The 17,099-nt window shown below is 73.0% G+C and carries 23 protein-coding genes; 16 read left to right on the top strand and 7 right to left on the bottom strand.

Annotation, left to right across the window (positions count from 1 at the left end):
• The first annotated feature begins 20 nt into the window (after positions 1-20).
• Both tsaA and ACZ7PG_RS40385 read left to right on the top strand, forming a co-directional pair.
• On the top strand, positions 21-521 hold the full coding sequence (gene tsaA, locus ACZ7PG_RS40390) for a tRNA (N6-threonylcarbamoyladenosine(37)-N6)-methyltransferase TrmO (protein WP_470244469.1): 501 nt from the start codon (positions 21-23) through the stop codon (positions 519-521).
• Positions 522-573: 52 nt separating this feature from the next.
• On the top strand, positions 574-1,116 hold the full coding sequence (locus ACZ7PG_RS40385) for a dihydrofolate reductase family protein (RefSeq protein ID WP_470244468.1): 543 nt from the start codon (positions 574-576) through the stop codon (positions 1,114-1,116).
• On the opposite strand, the gene ACZ7PG_RS40380 is transcribed toward ACZ7PG_RS40385, so the two are convergent.
• Positions 1,113-1,703: a TetR/AcrR family transcriptional regulator gene (locus tag ACZ7PG_RS40380; RefSeq protein WP_470244467.1), complete on the bottom strand. Its 591-nt coding sequence runs from the start codon at positions 1,701-1,703 to the stop codon at positions 1,113-1,115. The genes ACZ7PG_RS40385 and ACZ7PG_RS40380 overlap by 4 nt on opposite strands.
• Positions 1,704-1,707: 4 nt before the next feature.
• The gene (locus ACZ7PG_RS40375; protein WP_470244466.1) at positions 1,708-2,577 is read right to left on the bottom strand and encodes an alpha/beta fold hydrolase; all 870 of its coding nucleotides are present in this window, start codon (positions 2,575-2,577) and stop codon (positions 1,708-1,710) included.
• Positions 2,578-2,867: 290 nt separating this feature from the next.
• Here ACZ7PG_RS40375 and ACZ7PG_RS40370 point away from each other — a divergent pair, with 290 nt between their 5' ends.
• Both ACZ7PG_RS40370 and ACZ7PG_RS40365 read left to right on the top strand, forming a co-directional pair.
• The gene (locus tag ACZ7PG_RS40370; protein WP_470244465.1) at positions 2,868-3,497 is read left to right on the top strand and encodes a TetR/AcrR family transcriptional regulator; all 630 of its coding nucleotides are present in this window, start codon (positions 2,868-2,870) and stop codon (positions 3,495-3,497) included.
• Positions 3,498-3,596: 99 nt separating this feature from the next.
• Positions 3,597-4,103 (top strand): VOC family protein, encoded by a 507-nt coding sequence (locus ACZ7PG_RS40365; protein WP_470244464.1) that lies wholly within the window; start codon positions 3,597-3,599, stop codon positions 4,101-4,103.
• Here ACZ7PG_RS40365 and ACZ7PG_RS40360 read toward each other — a convergent pair.
• Positions 4,100-4,525: a DoxX family protein gene (locus ACZ7PG_RS40360; RefSeq protein WP_470244463.1), complete on the bottom strand. Its 426-nt coding sequence runs from the start codon at positions 4,523-4,525 to the stop codon at positions 4,100-4,102. The genes ACZ7PG_RS40365 and ACZ7PG_RS40360 overlap by 4 nt on opposite strands.
• A 385-nt stretch (positions 4,526-4,910) precedes the next feature.
• Here ACZ7PG_RS40360 and ACZ7PG_RS40355 point away from each other — a divergent pair, with 385 nt between their 5' ends.
• From ACZ7PG_RS40355 to rimO, 8 genes are all read left to right on the top strand, one after another.
• The gene (locus tag ACZ7PG_RS40355) at positions 4,911-5,600 is read left to right on the top strand and encodes a TetR/AcrR family transcriptional regulator (RefSeq protein ID WP_470244462.1); all 690 of its coding nucleotides are present in this window, start codon (positions 4,911-4,913) and stop codon (positions 5,598-5,600) included.
• Complete coding sequence (locus ACZ7PG_RS40350; RefSeq protein WP_470244461.1) at positions 5,597-6,700, top strand: FAD-dependent oxidoreductase; 1,104 nt, start codon at positions 5,597-5,599, stop codon at positions 6,698-6,700. Before ACZ7PG_RS40355 ends, ACZ7PG_RS40350 begins: the two co-directional genes overlap by 4 nt.
• Before the next feature lie 11 nt (positions 6,701-6,711).
• Positions 6,712-7,410, top strand: coding sequence for an alpha/beta fold hydrolase (locus tag ACZ7PG_RS40345; protein ID WP_470244460.1), 699 nt, complete (start codon positions 6,712-6,714; stop codon positions 7,408-7,410).
• 24 nt (positions 7,411-7,434) lie between these two features.
• Positions 7,435-8,685 carry a PucR family transcriptional regulator gene (locus ACZ7PG_RS40340; RefSeq protein WP_470244459.1) on the top strand — a complete coding sequence of 417 codons (1,251 nt, stop codon included), beginning with the start codon at positions 7,435-7,437 and terminating at the stop codon, positions 8,683-8,685.
• Positions 8,686-8,770: 85 nt separating this feature from the next.
• Positions 8,771-9,022, top strand: a complete 252-nt coding sequence (locus tag ACZ7PG_RS40335) for a hypothetical protein (protein ID WP_470244458.1) — start codon at positions 8,771-8,773, stop codon at positions 9,020-9,022.
• A 32-nt stretch (positions 9,023-9,054) separates the two neighbouring features.
• Positions 9,055-9,687, top strand: a complete 633-nt coding sequence (locus ACZ7PG_RS40330) for an NAD(P)H-dependent oxidoreductase (protein WP_470244457.1) — start codon at positions 9,055-9,057, stop codon at positions 9,685-9,687.
• Positions 9,688-9,782: 95 nt separating this feature from the next.
• Positions 9,783-10,094 carry an uS12 family ribosomal protein gene (locus ACZ7PG_RS40325; protein WP_470244456.1) on the top strand — a complete coding sequence of 104 codons (312 nt, stop codon included), beginning with the start codon at positions 9,783-9,785 and terminating at the stop codon, positions 10,092-10,094.
• A 4-nt stretch (positions 10,095-10,098) separates the two neighbouring features.
• Positions 10,099-11,466: a 30S ribosomal protein S12 methylthiotransferase RimO gene (gene rimO, locus ACZ7PG_RS40320; RefSeq protein WP_470244455.1), complete on the top strand. Its 1,368-nt coding sequence runs from the start codon at positions 10,099-10,101 to the stop codon at positions 11,464-11,466.
• Here the strand turns inward: rimO and bla are convergent.
• A complete protein-coding gene (gene bla / locus ACZ7PG_RS40315) occupies positions 11,450-12,412 on the bottom strand; it encodes a class A beta-lactamase (protein ID WP_470244454.1) in 963 nt (320 codons plus the stop codon). The genes rimO and bla overlap by 17 nt on opposite strands.
• 54 nt (positions 12,413-12,466) lie before the next feature.
• On the opposite strand from bla, the gene ACZ7PG_RS40310 reads away from it, so the two are divergent.
• Genes ACZ7PG_RS40310 through ACZ7PG_RS40300 form a run of 3 tightly spaced genes read left to right on the top strand, consistent with a single transcriptional unit; the run spans position 12,467 to position 14,608 of the window.
• Complete coding sequence (locus ACZ7PG_RS40310; protein ID WP_470244453.1) at positions 12,467-13,333, top strand: LysR family transcriptional regulator; 867 nt, start codon at positions 12,467-12,469, stop codon at positions 13,331-13,333.
• Positions 13,330-14,232: a serine hydrolase gene (locus ACZ7PG_RS40305; protein WP_470244452.1), complete on the top strand. Its 903-nt coding sequence runs from the start codon at positions 13,330-13,332 to the stop codon at positions 14,230-14,232. The genes ACZ7PG_RS40310 and ACZ7PG_RS40305 overlap by 4 nt, the downstream gene beginning before the upstream one ends.
• Before the next feature lie 43 nt (positions 14,233-14,275).
• Complete coding sequence (locus tag ACZ7PG_RS40300; RefSeq protein ID WP_470244451.1) at positions 14,276-14,608, top strand: antibiotic biosynthesis monooxygenase family protein; 333 nt, start codon at positions 14,276-14,278, stop codon at positions 14,606-14,608.
• A 344-nt stretch (positions 14,609-14,952) separates the two neighbouring features.
• Here the strand turns inward: ACZ7PG_RS40300 and ACZ7PG_RS40295 are convergent, their stop codons facing one another.
• Complete coding sequence (locus ACZ7PG_RS40295; protein WP_470244450.1) at positions 14,953-15,519, bottom strand: cysteine hydrolase family protein; 567 nt, start codon at positions 15,517-15,519, stop codon at positions 14,953-14,955.
• Between the two features lie 54 nt (positions 15,520-15,573).
• Between ACZ7PG_RS40295 and ACZ7PG_RS40290 the strand changes: the two genes are divergently transcribed.
• Entirely contained in the window at positions 15,574-15,855 is a 282-nt protein-coding gene (locus ACZ7PG_RS40290; protein WP_470244449.1) for a hypothetical protein, read from the top strand.
• Here ACZ7PG_RS40290 and ACZ7PG_RS40285 read toward each other — a convergent pair.
• On the bottom strand, positions 15,852-16,064 hold the full coding sequence (locus ACZ7PG_RS40285; protein ID WP_470244448.1) for a DUF2795 domain-containing protein: 213 nt from the start codon (positions 16,062-16,064) through the stop codon (positions 15,852-15,854). The genes ACZ7PG_RS40290 and ACZ7PG_RS40285 overlap by 4 nt on opposite strands.
• A gap of 34 nt (positions 16,065-16,098) precedes the next feature.
• Entirely contained in the window at positions 16,099-17,091 is a 993-nt protein-coding gene (gene selD, locus ACZ7PG_RS40280) for a selenide, water dikinase SelD (protein WP_470244447.1), read from the bottom strand.
• Between the last annotated feature and the right edge of the window lie 8 nt (positions 17,092-17,099).

The following is a 17,099-nucleotide window of genomic DNA, read 5'->3' as shown; positions in this document are numbered from 1 at the left end:
CGAGGTCCTACCCTGGGCCGATGATCCCGATCGGTGTCGTGCGCACCGCCCGCACGGAGCTCGAGCACACCCCCGTCCAGGCGGGCGCGAACCGCGCCGAAGAAGGCACGATCGAGCTCGACCCGCGCTTCGCCGAAGGCCTGGCGGGGCTGGCCGGGTTCGGCTACGCGTGGCTGCTCAGCCTGCTGGACCGCCCCGACCGGCCGGGCACGCTGACGCAGGTCCCGTACCTCCTTCGCCGCGAAGGACGCCGGATGGGCATCTTCGCCACCCGCGGCCCGCGCCGCCCGAACCCCATCGGGCTCAGCCTGGTCCGGATCCTCGGCATCGAGCACGCCACGATCCGCTTCGCCGGTGTCGACCTGCTCGACGGCACCCCCGTGCTCGACGTCAAGCCGTACGTGACGCGGTTCGACCGGCCGCCCGGCGACCCCGCGTGCGGGTGGTTCGACGCGCTCGACGTCGAAGACGGGACAACTCCGTCCGACCTGAGCGATGAATCCGGCGGGCGCCGCCGGTAGGTACCGGTGAGGCCGCGCCACCAGGGGGCGGCAGGATCCACCGGGAGTGGTCATGAGCGTGATCGTCGTCGAGTTCCTCACCCTGGACGGTGTCGTCGGGGACCCGGACGGCTCCGGCGGCACGGCCACCGGCGGCTGGGCGTTCCGGCACGGACCGGAGGCCGTGGCCGGGGACAAGTTCCGGCTGGGCACCCTGCTCGAAACCGGCACCCTGCTGTTCGGCCGCACCACGTGGGAGCTGTTCGCCAAGCTGTGGCCCGGCCGCACCGGCGCATTCCCCGACCGCCTCAACGCGGCTCGGAAGCTGGTCGCTTCGCGGACGCTGAACGACGTGTCCGCGTGGCAGAACTCCTCGCTGCTGCAAGGAGATCTCGTCGACGAAGTCACGAAGGACACGGGCGATCTGGTCGTCATCGGCTCGGTCGGCATCGCGCAGACGCTCGCCCGCCACAGCCTGGTCGACGAGTACCGCCTGCTCGTCTTCCCGAGCGTGGTGGGGGAGGGCCGGCGGCTCTTCGAAGCCGCCGCGGACCTCACGATGGTGTCCACCACGCGGGTCGGGCCCGCGGTGCTGAGCACCTACCGGACGCGTTAGGTCCGCAGGAGGCTCGCGAGCCAGTCGCCGAGGACCTGCTGGACCTCTGCGCGGGTCCGCGCGGGGTCGTCGGCCGCGGCGATCATCCTCGCCGCCTCCATCACCGCGCTGAGCACCAGCTGCGCCAAGGCGCGGACGGGCGTCTCCACGATCAGCCCGTCCGCCCTGGCCTGCTCCAGCACGGCGACGATCAGGCCGAGGCCGTACTCCGCCTCGATCTCGCGCCAGACGTCCCAGCCCAGCACGGCGGGCGCGTCGGTCAGCGAGATGCGGCGGATGTCCTCGCGCAGGCAGGCGTCGAGGAAGGCGCCGAGGCCGAGCATCATGCCGGTCAGCGGGTCCGCGCCGTCGGCGAACGCGGCCTCGACCTCCGCGGTCAGCTCGCGTTCCAGCTCTTCGACGACGGCGCGGAACAAACCCTGCTTGTCGGAGTAGTGATGGTAGAGCGCACCGCGGGTGACGCCGGCGGCGCGGGTGATCTCGTCCGCCGGGACGGCCTGGTAGCCGCGGGCGGCGAACAGTTCGCGCGCGGCGGCGACCAGGGCGGCCTTCGTGCCGGCGGAACGGTCCTGCTGGGTACGTCGCACCCGCCTAATCTGCCATGACGCCCGCGAACTCGACGATGTGCCCGGCCAGCGCGGCGGGCTGGTCTTCGGACAGGAACGTGTAGGCGTCCGGAACCTCGACGACCCGCGCGTCCGGCAGCAGCGCGGCGAGCCGGTGGGCCAGCCGGATGGGGAACAGCTTGTCCTCGGGGCTCCAGGCGAGCAGCACCGGCCGGTCGAAGGTCCGCAGCGCCTCGGCGGCGGCGAGCGTGTGCCGCGGGTGGACGTCCCGCAGCAGCTTGCGCAGGTCACGGCGCACCCCGGCGGACTTCCGCAGCGGCGAGAGGTAGGCCTGCGCGACGGCGTCCGGCAGCGGCCGCTTGGTCACCCAGCCGAAGAGCACGGGCAGCGGGTACAGCGCGCGGATCCGCAGCAGCTGCCCGAGCACCGCCATCGACCCGGGGATCCGGGCGACCGGCGGCAGCGCCTTGAAGATCGGCGGGAAGAAGTACTCGAAGCAGTCCGACGGCGTGAGCACGACCCGCCCGACCCGCTCCGGGCGCCGGCTGAGCAGGATCTGCGTCAGCGCGCCGCCGGTGTCGTTCGCGACGATTGTGACGTCCCGCAGGTCCAGCGCGTCGAGGAAGTCCGCGATCAGGTCGGCGTTGCCGGTGGGTGAGAGGTCGGCGTCCGCGCGCATCGGGAGGTCGTGCGAGCCCAGCGGCAGATCCGGGGCCAGGCACCGGAACCCGGCGGCGGCGACGTCCGGCACCACCTTCCGCCACAGTTCGGCGTTCGTCAGCACCCCGTGGACGAACACCACCGGGGCGCCCCCGCCCCGCTCGAAGTACCGCACCTCGCCGGCCGGCAGCCGGACCCGGTGCTCCTGACCCAGGGATTCGCTCCGCTTCGTCATGAGGCGAGGATACATACGTGGTGTATGTATGTAAATTGCCGCGCGACTACGCCTCGCAGAGCCGGCGGGGGAGGGAGGCGCGGTGGTGCCCCGGACTTGGCTTCGGGGAAAGGTCGGATCCGGGGGCACCACCGCCCGCGGGACAGCTGACACGGTGTCCTGCGGTGAAACCACCCTACGAACCGCCGGGCCGCCTGACCAGGGCCTCGATGCGGTGTCGAAGGTTTGTCGCCCGGTCGGTCACCGGACCTACCGAGAGTGGAGCGCATCGGCCGGCCCGGGCTCGTCCGGTGGCCGGTCGCCGTGGCGGTGGACGATCCGCCATTCGTGTAGGCGAGGTCGCCACTCGCGCCCGCGGCGACGACTTCGAGGCGGTAGTCGGCCAGGAACTCCTCGCTACGACTCGAGCCGGCGGCAGCGCGGCGCACGCCCAGTTCGTCACGAAGGGTTACGGCCGGACGACCATCGCCGACGTCGCCGCCGAGGCCGGGGTCGCGCCCGAGACGGTCTGTTCGGCGTTCAAGAACAAGGCGGCGCTGCTGCACCGCACGTGGGACGTCGCGGTGGGCGACGACGAGGACGTGTCGATGCTGGAGCGTCCGGAGCTGCGGGCCGTGTTCGCCGAGCCCGACCTGCGCACCCGGTTCACGGCGTTCGCCGTGGTCGACACCTCGGCGACGCGGCGGACCGCGCGACTGCACCTCGCCGTGCGCGGTGCGGCGGCGAGCGGCCCCGCGGCGGCGGCGATGCTCGCCGAGATCGACCGGCAGTGGCCGGCGGCCATGGCGGACCACGCCCGGGCGGCCGCGGCCACCGGGCAGCTGGCCGTCGATGAGGACGAGTGCCGCGACGTGGTGTGGTCCACGACGGACGGGATGCTGTGGCACCGGCTCGTCGAGTGTCAGGGGGTGGCCCGATGACCGCTACGCGGCCTGGCTCGGCCGGCTGTGGGTGGCGTCGTTCGTGGTAGCCTTCGGTTGAAACTTCAACCGATTTGCGTGCCGCGCGGGGAGCCCTCGATGTCGATCTTCCGCCTGAACCATGCCGTGCTCTACGTCCGGGATGTGGCCGAAAGCGTCGCCTTCTACCGCGACGTCCTGGGCTTCGACTACATCGAGGGCGGCGACGCGCACCGCGGCGCGGCGTTCCTGCGGGCGCCCGGGTCGACCAACGACCACGACCTCGGCCTGTTCGAGCTCGGTGCTCAGGCCGAGGACTCCGGCGCGGGCAAGACGTCGGTGGGGCTGTACCACCTCGCGTGGGAGGTCGACACGCTCGGCGACCTCGAACGGCTCGCCGGCCGCCTCACCGAAGCCGGCGCGCTCGTCGGCTCGTCCGACCACGGCACCACGAAGTCCTTGTACGCCAAGGATCCCAGCGGGCTCGAGTTCGAGGTCGTCTGGATCATCCCGCGCGAGCTGCTGACCGACGACGACCGGGCGAAGAGCGGCCGGCTCGACCTCGCGGCGGAGCTGGCGAAGTACGGTCCCGACGCGCGCAGCGGCGTCGGGATCTCGCGTCCCTAGGCGGTGACGCGGGCCGGTGCCTCCTCCGGCGTCCGGTTCAGGGCCGGGAGGTTGCCGAGCGCGAACCGGCCGGGGCCGACGAACGCGACGACGAGCAGGCTCCAGCAGAAGAGGGTCGCCGCCTCGCCGCCGTTCTGGATCGGGAACAGGCCGTCCGGCAGGTGCGCGGTGAAGTAGGCGAAGGCCATCGACCCGGAGCCGAGGATCGCGGCCGCCCGGGTGCCGAGGCCCAGGCAGACGAGCGCGCCGCAGACGAGCTGGATCACCGCGGCCCACCACCCCGGCCACACTCCGACGGCGGCGGGGGCCTTCGCGCCGAACAGGCCGAACAGCGTCTTCAGGCCGTGGCAGGCGAACAGGAAGCCGATGACGATGCGGTAGAGCCCGATGACGTGGTCGCGGGCCGGGTCCAGGCGGTGCATGGTGCCTCCGTGAGGGGGGTCGGGCGGCCTCGTGCCGGCCGGCGGTGTCGCCGGCCTCCGTGGATTCGGTGTATTCCAGATATACCGGCCGGGCCGGGGTGCCACACCCGTCGAAAGTTGCTTAACCGGTTTTTACTGTGATAATTCCTAGTGGTCTGTACCTTTGGATTTGCCATGCGGCGTAACCGGAACCGCCAGACAGGTGATCTACGTCCTGTGGTCCAGACCAGTTAGCGGGCTGGTCCGTGTTTCGCGATTGTTTCCGATTTTTTTCGTCCGGAAACAATCGCCGGGGTAGTGACATGCTCGGCGGTTGTGACACGTCTCCGGCGAACATGTTCGGCGCGAACGTGCCCGGAACGAACATGTTCGCTACAGTGGGGGCATGGCTCCGGAAGGCACGTACAACCGCCGTGAGCGCCCGGCGAAACCGGCGCTGACCCGCGAAGGCATCGTCGCGACCGCCGTCGCCCTGATGCGCGCCGAGGGCGTCGAGCGCGTCACCATGCGCCGGCTCGCCCAGGAGCTGGACACCGGGGCGGCCTCGCTCTACGTCTACGTCAAGGACACCGAAGAGCTGCACGCCGCGGTGCTCGACGAGCTGCTCGCCGAAGTCGACCGGAGCGGCACGGGGGACTGGCGCGAACGCCTCTGGGCGGTGCTGGACTCCTACCGGTCGGTGCTGTTCGCGCACCCGAGCCTCGCCCGGGTCGCGCTGGTGACCCGGCTGAGCGGGCCGCACTACCTGACGCTCGTCGAGGCGGTGCTCGCCCTGCTCGACGAGGGTGGCATGGCGCCCGGGCAGGCCGCCTGGGCGGTCGACGTGCTCCTGCTGACCGCCACGGCGACCGCCGTCGAACACGGCAGCCGCCGGGAGAAGCCGGGGGCCGCCCGCGAGCACGACGTCATGACCGACTCCCTGGCCGCGGCCTCCCCGCGGACCCATCCGCACATCGCCGCGCTGGCCGCCGACCTGGTGTCCGGCCCCGGCCCCGCCCGGTCGCGGTGGGCGTTCGACGCGCTGCTCAACGGCGCGCTCGCCACCCCGCGGCCCGAACCCGAGGAGAACCGATGACCCGGATCGCCATCGTCGGCGGGGGCCTGGGCGGCCTCACGCTGGCCCGCGTCCTGCACGCGCGTGGCATCGCGTCGACCGTCTACGAGCTCGACGCCTCACCCGCCGCCCGCGACCAGGGCGGCACCCTGGACCTGCACGAAGAGTCCGGCCTGCGCGCCCTCGCCGAGGCGGGCCTGACCGCGCCGTTCCGCGCCGTCGCCCGGGAAGAGGGCGAAGCGCTGCGCATCCTCGACCGCGACGGCGTCGTCCGGTTCGAGGAGACCGCCGAAGCGAGCGGCGGCACCCGGCCCGAGGTGGATCGCGGGGCCCTCAAACGGATCCTGGTCGAGTCCCTGCCGGACGGCGTCGTCCGCTGGGGCACCAAGGTGACCGCGGTGTCCGCCGGGCGGATCACCCTGGACACCGGCGAGATCGCCGAAGCGGACCTGGTCGTCGGCGCGGACGGCGCGTGGTCGAAGGTCCGGCCGCTGCTGTCGGACGCCGTTCCGGTCTACTCCGGACTGTCGTTCGTGGAGGCCCATCTGTCCGATGTGGACGAGAAACACCCGGCCGCGGCGGCGCTCGTCGGCCAGGGTTCGATGTTCGCGCTGGCCGGTGGGAAAGGCCTGATCGCCCAGCGCAACGGCGGCGGCCGGATTCGCGTGTACGCCGCCGTGCGGACCGAAGACCCCGGCACGGTCACCGGCCTGACCGACCACGAACGCCTGCTCGACGTCTTCGCCGACTTCGACGCCGGGCTGCGCGCCCTCATCGCGGAGAGCGACGAGACCCTGGTCCCGCGCCCGATCCACGCACTGCCGGTCGGCCACCGCTGGGACCGGGTGCCGGGCGTGACCCTGCTCGGCGACGCCGCGCACGTGATGTCGCCGTTCGCGGGCGAAGGCGCGAACCTCGCCATGCTCGACGCCACCGAACTGGCCCTCGCCCTGGCCGCCCACGACGACGTCGAAAGCGCTCTCTCCGCGTACGAAACCGCCCTCTTCCCGCGGTCGGAAGAAGCCGCCCGCGACTCGGCGGACAACCTCGAAGCCTGCTTCCGGCCGGACGCGCCCGCCGCCATGGTCGAGCAGATGCTGGCCCACGCCGATCACCACTGAAAGGAACCTTCGTGACCCGGACGCTGCGTCCACACCCGGGACTGGACATCCCCCTCGTCGACACCGGCGGCGGCGACCGCACCGTGCTCGTCCTGCACGGCGGCGCCGGCCCGCGCGGCGTCGAGCCGATCGTCGAGCACTTCGCACCGCACGCGCGCGTGCTCGCGCCGACACACCCGGGCTGGGCCGGCACGCCCCGCCCGGACTGGTTCTCCGGCGTCGACGACCTCGCCGTCACCTACCTCGACCTCCTGGACGACGAGGACGCGAACGACGTCCTCGTGGTCGCCAGCTCCTTCGGCGGCTGGGTCGCGTCCGAAATGGCGGTCCGCGACCGCGGGCGCCGGATCGGGCGGCTGGTGATCCTCGACGGCATCGGCGCGGACGTCGAAGGCCACCCGATCAGCCTGCCGCAGCCACCGCCCGGCGCGCCCGGGCCGGACCCCGCCGACATGGCCGCGCTGCGGGCCTACGCGGGCGAGCGGATCGCCGACCCGAAGCTGCTGCGGCGCCTCGTGCGCGTCCGGATCCCGGCGCTGCTGGTCTGGGGTGCGGACGACGTCGTCGTGCCGCCGGAGTTCGGCAAGGTGTACGCGGCCGCGTTCGCCGACGCGCGGTTCGAGGTCGTGGCGGGCGCGGGGCACGTGCCGCATGTCCAGGCCCCGGCCGAAACCTTCCGCTTGATCGACGAGTTCGCCGGACGAGCTTGATCGTTCACCCCGTAGGGTGGCTCCATGGTGGACGAAGAAATCGTCTCGGACCGCATCCGGCAGATCGCCGCCACCCTCGCGGACCGGGCGGGCGAGCTGACCGGGGAGCTGGTCCAGCTGTACGCGGCGGACCTGCCGCAGCTGGTCAACGACGACGAGCGCATGGTGAGCCTGCTGTCGGCGAGCGTCTACCAGAACATCGAGACCGCCCTGCAGATCTTCCGCCACGGCATCGACCCGGCGACCGTCGAGCCGCCGGCGGCGGCCATGGAGTACGCGCGCCGGCTGGCCCAGCGCGGCACCCCGGTGTTCGACCTGATCCGGGCGTACGACCTCGGGCAGGCCGCGATGCTCGACTTCGGCTTCCAGGAGTGCATCCGGCTCGTCGATGACGCGGCGCTGCTCGGGGCCATGATGCGCCGGCTGCTCAAGGTCGCCTACGAGTTCATCACGCGGGTGGTGCGCCAGCTCGTGAGCGTCTACCAGGACGAACGCGACAAGTGGCTGCTCAACCGGAGCGCCGCGCGGGCGGCGAAGGTGCTGGACCTGCTGAGCGAGAACGGCGGTCCGGCCGACGTCGACGCGGCCGAGGCGGTGATCGGCTACCGCCTGCGCGGCACGCACGTGGGGATGGTCGTCTGGCACGCGTCCGAGGCCCACGACGTGCTGTCGCTGCTGGAGTCGGTCGCCGGCGCGGTGCTGGCGCGCGCCGGCGGCGAGGGACGTCCGCTGTTCGTGCCCCGCGACGAGGCCGGCGCGTGGGCGTGGCTCCCGGTGGCGTCGGTCCGCCGCGAGCACCTCGACGCCGTGCTCGCCGAGGCGGACCCCGGCGTGCGCGTCACGGTCGGCGACCCCGGCACCGGCGTCGGCGGCTTCCGCGACACCCACCAGCAGGCCCGCCGGGTGCACGCGCTGGCGCTGGCCGCCGGCGAGCACTGCGACCGCGTGCTGACCTTCCGGGACGTCGGCACGGTCGCGCTGATGACGACCGACCTCAACGCGGCCCGGCTGTGGGTGGCGAGCACGCTCGGGCCGTTGAGCGCCGACGACGAGAACTGCGCGCGGCTGCGTGACACCCTGCGCGTGTTCCTCGCGGCCGGTGGCAGCTACACGACCGCCGCGGGCGAGCTGACGATGCACAAGAACTCGGTGCAGTACCGCGTCCGCAAGGCGCAGGAGCTGCTGCCGCGCGAGCTCGCGGAGAGCAGGCTGGACGTCGAGCTCGCGCTCAACCTGAGCCACCGCCTGGGTGCGGCCGTGCTGTCGCCGGCGTGATTTTGGTACCCCGGACCACCCTCGCCCAAGATCGTTGGTGCCCGGGCACGAAGCTGCGATGAGCCGATCGGCCTACCTTCCGTGTATGGGTGAAAACGGTGGGATGCTCGCGCTGGTGCGGCTACGCCGAGGCGTCGTCGGCGAAAGCAGACGCGTCTGCCACCTGATCCCCGTCCCCGCCCCCGGCGAGGTGCCGGCGCAGCTGACCGCGCTGTGCGGCGAAGGGATCTACCCCGGCGAGGCCGAAGTGCTCGACGGGCTGCGCGGGATGCCGTGCCACGCCTGCCTGATGCGCAACGCGCCGTCGGGACCGGGCCTGCTGGCGAACGCGGGCTGAGCCGGCCGCCGGCGCCGTGACAGGCTGGTGCGGTGATCGACGAGACGTCCCGGCCGGTGGTCGTCCTGCTGGCCCACCCCCGGCCGGGGAGCTTCAACCACGCCCTCGCCGCGCGGGTCCGTGACACGCTGAGCGGCGCCGGGCGGCCGGTGTTCTTCCACGACCTGTACGCCGAAGGCTTCGACCCGGTGCTCACCGCGGAAGAGGCCTACACGAGCGGGACCCGCGCGGAAGAGTTCCTCGCCGCCGAGCCGGATCCGCTGGTGCGGCGCCACCGTGAGGAACTCGGCGAAGCGGGTGGGCTCGTCGCGATCCACCCGAACTGGTGGGGCAAGCCGCCCGCCATCCTCAGTGGCTGGCTCGACCGGATCCTCGTCCCCGGCGTCGCGTACCGCCTCGACGACGCCGGTGGCGCGCCGGAGTCGCTGCTCTCGCTGCGGGGGCTGCTGGTGGTGAACACCTCCGACACCACCGAGGAGCGCGAGCGGACGCTCTTCGGCGACCCGCTCGACGCGATCTGGCGGCGCTGCCTCGCGCCCTACCTCGGTGAGCCGGACGTGCGCCGGCTGGTGCTGCGGGTGGTCGCCGGCGCGGACGAACGGCGCCGGGCCGGGTGGCTCGACGACGCCGAAACCGAGGTCCGGCACCTGTTCGGTGGTCACTGACCGGTTCCGGCCACTTCCGGTGAAGACCTTGAGACGGTTTCCCGCGGCGTGCGACTCTCGGCTCGACCGGCTACCGGACGCACCGAGGGGGACCCGTGAGCATGCTCGAGCGGATGGCCGAAGAACGTCGGCTGCGCCAGGAGAACGCCCAGGAGGCACCGGCCGGGCAGGAGTGGGGCACGTGCGTCGGCGTCCACGAAGTCGGTGACCGGCGCCGGAAGATCGCCAGGGTGCTGCTGGCGAGCGGCATGGTGATCACCGCCTACCTGCCCCTGAACGCCGTCGCGCCGGCCGTCGACACGCCGGCACTGGTGCAGACCAAGGCGATCGGCGACTGCTGCGGCGAGCACGTGGTGGTCCTCGGGATCGGCGACCAGCCGGGCCACGGCGACGTCGTCGCGGACTGACGGCGTGCGCACCGTCTCCCTGGTCACCCTGGGCTGCGCGCGCAACGAAGTCGACTCCGACGAGCTCGCCGCCCGCCTCGGCGGTTCGGGCTTCCGCTTGGCCGAAGCCGGCGACGAAGCCGACGTCGTCGTGGTGAACACCTGCGGCTTCATCGAAGCGGCCAAGAAGGAGTCGATCGACACGGTCCTCGCCGCGTCCGGCAAGGGCGCGAAGGTCGTCGCGGTCGGCTGCATGGCCGAGCGCTACGGCCGCGAGCTCGCCGACGCGCTGCCGGAGGCCGACGCCGTCCTCTCGTTCGACGACTACCCGGAGATCGGCGACCGCATCGAGGACGTCCTCCAGGGCCGGACCGCGCCCGCGCACACCCCGCGCGACCGGCGCACGCTCCTGCCGATCACGCCGGTGCGGCGGACCGCGGTCTCCGCCCACGTGCCGGGACACGGCGGCCCGGCGAGCGGCCCGCGGGTGCTGCGGCACCGGCTCGGCGGCGGCCCGGTCGCGCCGCTGAAACTGGCGTCGGGCTGCGACCGGCGGTGCACGTTCTGCGCGATCCCGAGCTTCCGCGGCGCGTTCGTCTCCCGGCCGCCCGCCGAGATCCTCGCCGAGGCCGAATGGCTCGCCGGCCACGGCGTGCGCGAGCTGGTGCTGGTCAGCGAGAACTCGACGTCCTACGGCAAGGACCTCGGCGACCTGCAGGCGCTGGAAAAGCTGCTGCCGGAGCTCGCCGCCGTCGCCGACCGCGTCCGGGTCAGCTACCTGCAGCCGGCCGAGCTGCGGCCCGGCCTCGTCGAGGCGATCGCCGGGACCCCGGGCGTCGCCCCGTACTTCGACCTCTCGTTCCAGCACGCGAGCGGCCCGGTGCTGCGCCGGATGCGCCGGTTCGGCGACCGGGAGCGCTTCCTGCAGCTGCTCGAACGGATCCGGACGATCGCGCCGGACGCCGGGGTGCGGTCGAACTTCATCGCGGGCTTCCCGGGCGAGACCGACGCCGAGTTCGCCGAGCTGAAGCTCTTCCTGGAGCAGGCCCGGCTGGACTCCATCGGCGTCTTCGGCTACTCGGACGAGGACGGCACCGAGGCCGCCGGCCTGCCGGGCAAGGTCCCGGCCGCGGTGCTCGCCGAGCGGGTCGAGGAGCTGTCGGTCCTGGCCGACGACCAGGTCTCGCGCCGCGCGGAGGAGCGGCTCGGCGCGGTCGTGGACGTGGTCGTCGGAACCGGCGGACGCGGCTGGGCGGCGCACCAGGGACCCGAGGTCGACGGGCACGTGACGTTCGCCGGGGTGGCGCCGGAGCCGGGTTCGCTCGTGCGGGCCGAGGTGATCGGCACCCACGGCGTCGACCTCGAAGCCCGCGTCCTCACCGAAGACCGCTGAGGGCGAGCTTCGCCGCCTGCGCGATCAGCCGGTCGTCGGGCGACGCGTCCTCGGCCTTCTTGTCGGACATGACGACCAGCACGATCGGCGCGCGCCCCGGCGGCCAGACGACGGCGATGTCATTGCGCGTCGCGTAGCCGCCGGTGCCGGTCTTGTCGGCGACGGCCCAGCCCGCCGGCGCGCCCGCCCGGATCAGGGCCGCGCCGGTGGTGTTGGCGCGCATCATGTCGGTGAGCACCGTCCGCTTCTCCGGCGGCAGCGCGGCGCCGAGGGTGAACACGCGCAGGCTGGTGGCCATCGCCCGCGGGGTGCTGGTGTCGCGGACGTCGCCGGGCGCGAGGTCGTTGAGGCCGGGTTCGGTCCGGTCGACGTGCGTGGTCGTGTCGCCGATCCCGCGCAGCGCGTCGCCGAGCCCCCGCGGCCCGCCCAGCTCGCGGAACAGCAGGTTGGCGGCGGTGTTGTCGCTGTAGCGCAGCGCCGCGTCCATCGCGTCGCGCAGGGAAATGCCGGTGGTGACGTGCTTTTCGGTGACCGGCGAGTTCGGCTGGAGGTCGGCGCGGGTGTACTTCAGCACCTTCGCCAGCCCGTCGAGGCTCGTGCGCTGGAGGACGGCCGCGGCCGAGAACGCCTTGTGCGTCGAGGCGTAACCGAAGCGTTCGTCGGCGCGGTGGGTCAGCTCGCGGCCGGAGCCGGTGTCCACGGCGTACACGCCTAGGCGGGCGCCGAACTCACGCTCCAAGGGCGCGAAGTCCGGTTGCGGGGCTGCCGCCGTCGTCGATGGCTTTGCTGCCGGTGCCGGTGCTGGGGCCTCGGCGGCTTGAGTGGTGCAGGCGGTGAGCGACAGGAGAGCCAGCGCGACGAACGCGGCCCGCCGGACGTGGGGGAGCGGCACGGGACAACCTTTCCGATCTTGATCGACATCCGCAGTCTCACCGGCTTCGCTCATGCTGTCCAAGACGGAAGTGAACGGTTCGATGCCGGAATCGCATAGAGTGGGGTCGTGGACCTGGTCGGCGGCTGCAGGGCGTTCGTCAGCGTGAGCGAAGCGGGGAGCTTCACGGCGGGCGCGGCGGTCGCGCGGATCCCGCAGCCGGTCGCGAGCCGGCGCATCGCCGCGCTGGAAGCGCACTTCGGCGAACGGCTCTTCGACCGGACGACCCGCCGGGCGCGGCTCACGCCGTTCGGGCGCGACGTGCTGCCCTCCGCCCGGCGGCTGGTGCAGCTGGCCGACGCGCTCGAACACGACGCGCGGCAGGCGCGGCTGCGGCCGATGCGCGTCGCCGTCCCGGACACGTGCGGGGTGCGTTCGCTGGCCGAGCTGGCCGCCGAAGCCCGCGCGCAGGAGGTCCACCTGGAGTTCCGCGTCGCGCCGCCGGGCGAGCGGGCCGAGCTGGTCCGCACGCAGGAGGTGCGGGCGGCGCTCGTCGCGGTCCCGGCCGACGAAGGCGTGTGGTCGGTGCCGCTGGGGCTGGCCGGGGTGGTCGCGCCGCCGGCCCGGGTCGTGCACCTGGAGACGTTGCGGGCCGGGCGGTCCGGGGGACCGCGGCGGCACGTCCGGCTCCAGCCGGAGGACGACGTCCCGCACGTCCGCGACCGGCTGCTGCGGGTGCGGGACGCCGTGGGCCTGCCGCCGGCGCAGGTGGCCGTGGCCGGATCGCTGACCGCGGCCGCGGCGGCGGTGTTCGGCTCGGCGGACCTGCTGCTGTGCTCGGCCGCGCAGGCCGACGAGCTGGGGCTGCACTGGCGCCCGGTCGGCGAGATCTCGCTGGCGCGCGGCTTCGGCGTCGCGGCGACTCTGGGCGAAGACGCCGACCGGTTGCGCGGACTGTCGTCGGCGGTCGCCCGGTGCCTGGGAGCCGAGGCATGAGAGCGGAAGGGCTGGTCCGGCAGCTGCGGGCGGAGCTGGACGAAGGCGGGCTGCGCGGGTCGTTCCTGGTCCGCGACCTGCGGTCGGGGCACGAGCTGGGGATCGACCCGGACCGCGAGTACCCGATCGCGTCGCTGGTGAAGGTCCCCCTGGCGGCGGCGACCCTGGAGCGCATCCGCCGTGGCGAACTGGACGGCGCGACGCAGCTGGAGGTCGCGCCGGGCGGAGTCACCACGCCCGGTCCGATCGGGCTGACGCGCTTCCGCCACCCGGCCCGGATCGCCGTCGACGACCTGCTGTACCTGAGCACGGCACTGAGCGACGGCGTGGCGGCCGACGTCCTGTTCGGTCTCACGCCGCCCGACGCCGTGATGCGGGCGCTGGAGGGGTGGGGTCTGCGGGGAATCGCCGTGCGCCACCTGATGGCGGACCTCGTCGACACCCCGGCCGAGCGGTTCGACGCGGGCGAGGTCGACCTGGCGCACGCACTGGCGATCGGCGCGGGCACGGCGGGCCAGGGGCACCGGCTGCCCCAGCTCGACGTGACCCGCGCGAACGCGGCGTCGGCGCGGGCGGTGCTGGAGCTGCTGCAGGCGCTGTGGACGCCGTCGCGGATCGATCCCGTGGTGGCCGCGGGTGTGAGGGAACTGATGGCGCACAACGTGATCCGCCACCGCTTGACGCCGGACTTCGCTTCGGACGCGGCGAAGTGGTCGTCGAAGACGGGAACGCTGCTGAACCTGCGGCACGAGGCCGGAGTAGTCGAGCACGCGGACGGCCGGGCGTTCGGCGTGGTGGCGCTGACGGAGTCCCGCGTCCCGGCGGTACTCCAGCCCGAGGCGGACGTGCTGATGGCCCGGGTGTCCCGAGCCCTGCGCGACCACCTGCGCGGAGCGTGAATATCGGTTGGGGCCGGCGGCGGCGCGGACCTAGGCTCCGGCGGTGTCCTTCACGAGACCCGAACCTCCGTACTACGCGGTGATCATCAGCAGCAAGCTCGACGCGGGCAACCTAGACGGATACGCACCCATGGACGCCCGGATGGGCTCGCTGGGGAGGGCGCAGCCGGGCTACCTGGGACGCGAGTCCCGGACGGACGCCGACGGCCGCGAGCTGACGGTGCTGTACTACCGCGACGCCGAGTCGATCACGGCGTGGAAGCAGCATCCGGAGCACCTGGAGGCCCAGCGCCGCGGCCGGGAGCAGTGGTACGCGGACTACCACATCGAGGTGGCGAAAGTGGAGCGCGCGTACGGCTTCCAGCGCCCGGAGTAGGCCGGGCCGGTCGTCATGAACGACTCGCACCCGACGCCACTTCGGGTGCGCCGACCGCAATGACCGCCGCACGGCCACGGAAGCGACTCCGGGGCCACCGGCCGCAGTCCTCAACCTGGCCAACGGTCCGCCCTTGCCGCGAAGGCGCCCCAGGGGCCAACGCCCGCAGGTCCCCGACCGCGACACCCCCACCTCGGCCACGAAGGCGACCCCGGGACCACCGCCCGCAGTCCTGAACCCGGCAAACGGCCGTGCCTCGGCCACGAAGGCGCCCCAGGGGCCACCGCCCGCAAGCCCCCAACCGGGGCGCGCCCACCCGACCAACCGCCCCCACCCCGAGCCGCTCAGGCCGGTGCCTTCACCCCGAACTCCACCTCCGCGGTCTGCACCGTCCCCGCAGTCCGCCCCGGTGCCGTCTGGTACTGCCAATACAGGTTCGTGTGCGCGATGACCGCCCCCGGCTCAGGTGCCCCGTACGCCGACAGGTCCTCCGTCGTGTGCGCGTCGGACACCAGTGTCGCGTCGTAGCCGCGGGTGAACGCGCCGTGGAGGGTGGACCTGATGCACACGTCCGTCTGGGCTCCCGCCACCACCAGCCTGCCGATATCGCGGGCCGCCAGCACCGCCTCCAGGTCGGTGTCCTCGAACGCGTCGCCGTAACCCTTGTGCACCAACGGTTCCGACTCGCGCCGCACCAGTTCCGGCACGTACTCCCACTCCTCGCTCCCGCGGGGCAGCCCGTCATCGGTGTGTTGCACCCACACCACCTCGGTCCCGCCCGCGCGCGCCTTCTCCACCAACGCGACGATGTTCGCGAGGACGGCGGCGCGGTCGTGGGCGCCGTCCATCACGCCGTTCTGCACGTCGACGATCAGCAGAGCGGTGTTCGGGCGATCGGTCAATGTCGTCATGGGGCCACCCTAAACGCGGGCACCGACAGTTTTCGCGCAGTAGCATGACCCGCCATGGACTACGGGATGCTGCTGCTCGGGATCGTCCTGCTCATCACGGTCGTCGGCCTGGGATCGTCGTCCACCGAACGCAGGCTCGGCCGCCGGCTCGATCGGATGGAACGGAAGCTGGACGCCATCGTCGCCCAGCTCGGCGTGACCGTCGTCGAGCCCGGGCTCGACGAGGTCACCGCGTTGCTGCGCGAGGGCAAGAAGATCCAGGCCATCAAGGTCTACCGCGAGAACACGGGCGCGGACCTCAAGGAAGCGCGCGACGCCGTGGAGCGGCTCGCCTAGGACGTCCCGCCGAGGCGCTTCGCCGACACCGCCGCCCACACGGCGTCGAAGTCCTCGTACCGGTCGCCCTCGGCCAGGCCGCCGAGCGAACCGAGCACGGAGTCCCCGCCGCCGGCCGCCGCCGCGCGCCGCAGGAGTTCGTCGCGGCCGCACGGGTAGGCGGTCTGGGCCAGGTGCTGTTCGAGGCTGGAACGGTCCGGTGCAGACATGATTTCCGCGTACCCGCCGCGACCGCCCCGAAACTCACCCCACGACGATCGTGTGGTCCCCGCGCGGCACGAGCTCCCCGATCACCGGATACCCCGGCACCTCCCCGGCGACCAGCAGCCCGCCGGACGTCTGCGCGTCGGCCAGCAGCAGCGCCTCGTCCTCGGAGATCCGGGACAGGTCCACGTGCGGACGCACCCAGTCGAGGTTGCGGCGCGTGCCCCCGCTGACGTACCCGTCGCGCAGCGCCTCTCGCGCGCCTTCGACGTACGGCACAGCCGGCGGGTCCAGGCGCGCGGTGACGCCACTCGCCCTGGCCAGCTTGTGCAGGTGGCCGAGCAGGCCGAAGCCGGTGACGTCGGTGGCGCAGACGGCCCCGGCGGCCAGCGCGGCGCGGGCGGCGGCGTCGTTCAGCGTCGTCATGACGTCGATAGCCTGCGCGAACCGTTCGCCGGTCGCCTTGTGCCGCGAGTTCAGCACGCCGATGCCGAGCGGCTTGGTCAGCGTCAGCGGCACGCCCGCGCGGCCGGCGTCGTTGCGCAGCAGCCGCGCGGGATCCGCGATACCGGTGACGGCCAGGCCGTACTTCGGTTCCGGGTCGTCGATGCTGTGCCCGCCGGCCAGGTGGCAGCCCGCCTTGCCGCAGACGTCGAGCCCGCCGCGCAGCACCTCGCCCGCCAGCTCGAACGGCAGCGTCTCCCGCGGCCAGCCGAGCAGGTTGACCGCCACCACCGGCGTGCCGCCCATGGCGTACACGTCGGAAAGCGCGTTGGCCGCGGCGATCCGCCCCCAGTCGTAGGCGTCGTCGACGACCGGGGTGAAGAAGTCGGTGGTCGCGATCAGCGCCGTCGACCCGGAGATCTTGACGACGGCCGCGTCGTCGCCGGTGTCGAGGCCGACGAGGAGCTCGCCCGCCGGGTCGGTGGGGGAGCTGCCGGTGAGGCCGCGGACGGCCTCCTCCAGCTCGCCGGGCGGGATCTTGCACGCGCAGCCGCCGCCGTGGGCGTACTGCGTCAGTCGGTACTCCACCGCTTCAT

The organism is Amycolatopsis sp. NPDC114504 (assembly GCF_055633595.1).
Note: the sequence above shows the minus strand (reverse complement) of the source record. Positions and strands in the feature narration are given on the sequence as shown.

Bases quoted from the DNA above. Each gene is read 5' to 3' on its own strand.
- tsaA (WP_470244469.1), top strand. From the start codon at position 21: ATGATCCCGATCGGTGTCGTGCGCACCGCCCGCACGGAGCTCGAGCAC.
- ACZ7PG_RS40385 (WP_470244468.1), top strand. From the start codon at position 574: ATGAGCGTGATCGTCGTCGAGTTCCTCACCCTGGACGGTGTCGTCGGG.
- ACZ7PG_RS40375 (WP_470244466.1), bottom strand. From the start codon at position 2,577: ATGACGAAGCGGAGCGAATCCCTGGGTCAGGAGCACCGGGTCCGGCTG.
- ACZ7PG_RS40365 (WP_470244464.1), top strand. From the start codon at position 3,597: ATGTCGATCTTCCGCCTGAACCATGCCGTGCTCTACGTCCGGGATGTG.
- ACZ7PG_RS40360 (WP_470244463.1), bottom strand. From the start codon at position 4,525: ATGCACCGCCTGGACCCGGCCCGCGACCACGTCATCGGGCTCTACCGC.
- ACZ7PG_RS40355 (WP_470244462.1), top strand. From the start codon at position 4,911: ATGGCTCCGGAAGGCACGTACAACCGCCGTGAGCGCCCGGCGAAACCG.
- ACZ7PG_RS40350 (WP_470244461.1), top strand. From the start codon at position 5,597: ATGACCCGGATCGCCATCGTCGGCGGGGGCCTGGGCGGCCTCACGCTG.
- ACZ7PG_RS40340 (WP_470244459.1), top strand. From the start codon at position 7,435: ATGGTGGACGAAGAAATCGTCTCGGACCGCATCCGGCAGATCGCCGCC.
- ACZ7PG_RS40335 (WP_470244458.1), top strand. From the start codon at position 8,771: ATGGGTGAAAACGGTGGGATGCTCGCGCTGGTGCGGCTACGCCGAGGC.
- bla (WP_470244454.1), bottom strand. From the start codon at position 12,412: ATGAGCGAAGCCGGTGAGACTGCGGATGTCGATCAAGATCGGAAAGGT.
- ACZ7PG_RS40305 (WP_470244452.1), top strand. From the start codon at position 13,330: ATGAGAGCGGAAGGGCTGGTCCGGCAGCTGCGGGCGGAGCTGGACGAA.
- ACZ7PG_RS40295 (WP_470244450.1), bottom strand. From the start codon at position 15,519: ATGACGACATTGACCGATCGCCCGAACACCGCTCTGCTGATCGTCGAC.
- ACZ7PG_RS40290 (WP_470244449.1), top strand. From the start codon at position 15,574: ATGGACTACGGGATGCTGCTGCTCGGGATCGTCCTGCTCATCACGGTC.
- ACZ7PG_RS40285 (WP_470244448.1), bottom strand. From the start codon at position 16,064: ATGTCTGCACCGGACCGTTCCAGCCTCGAACAGCACCTGGCCCAGACC.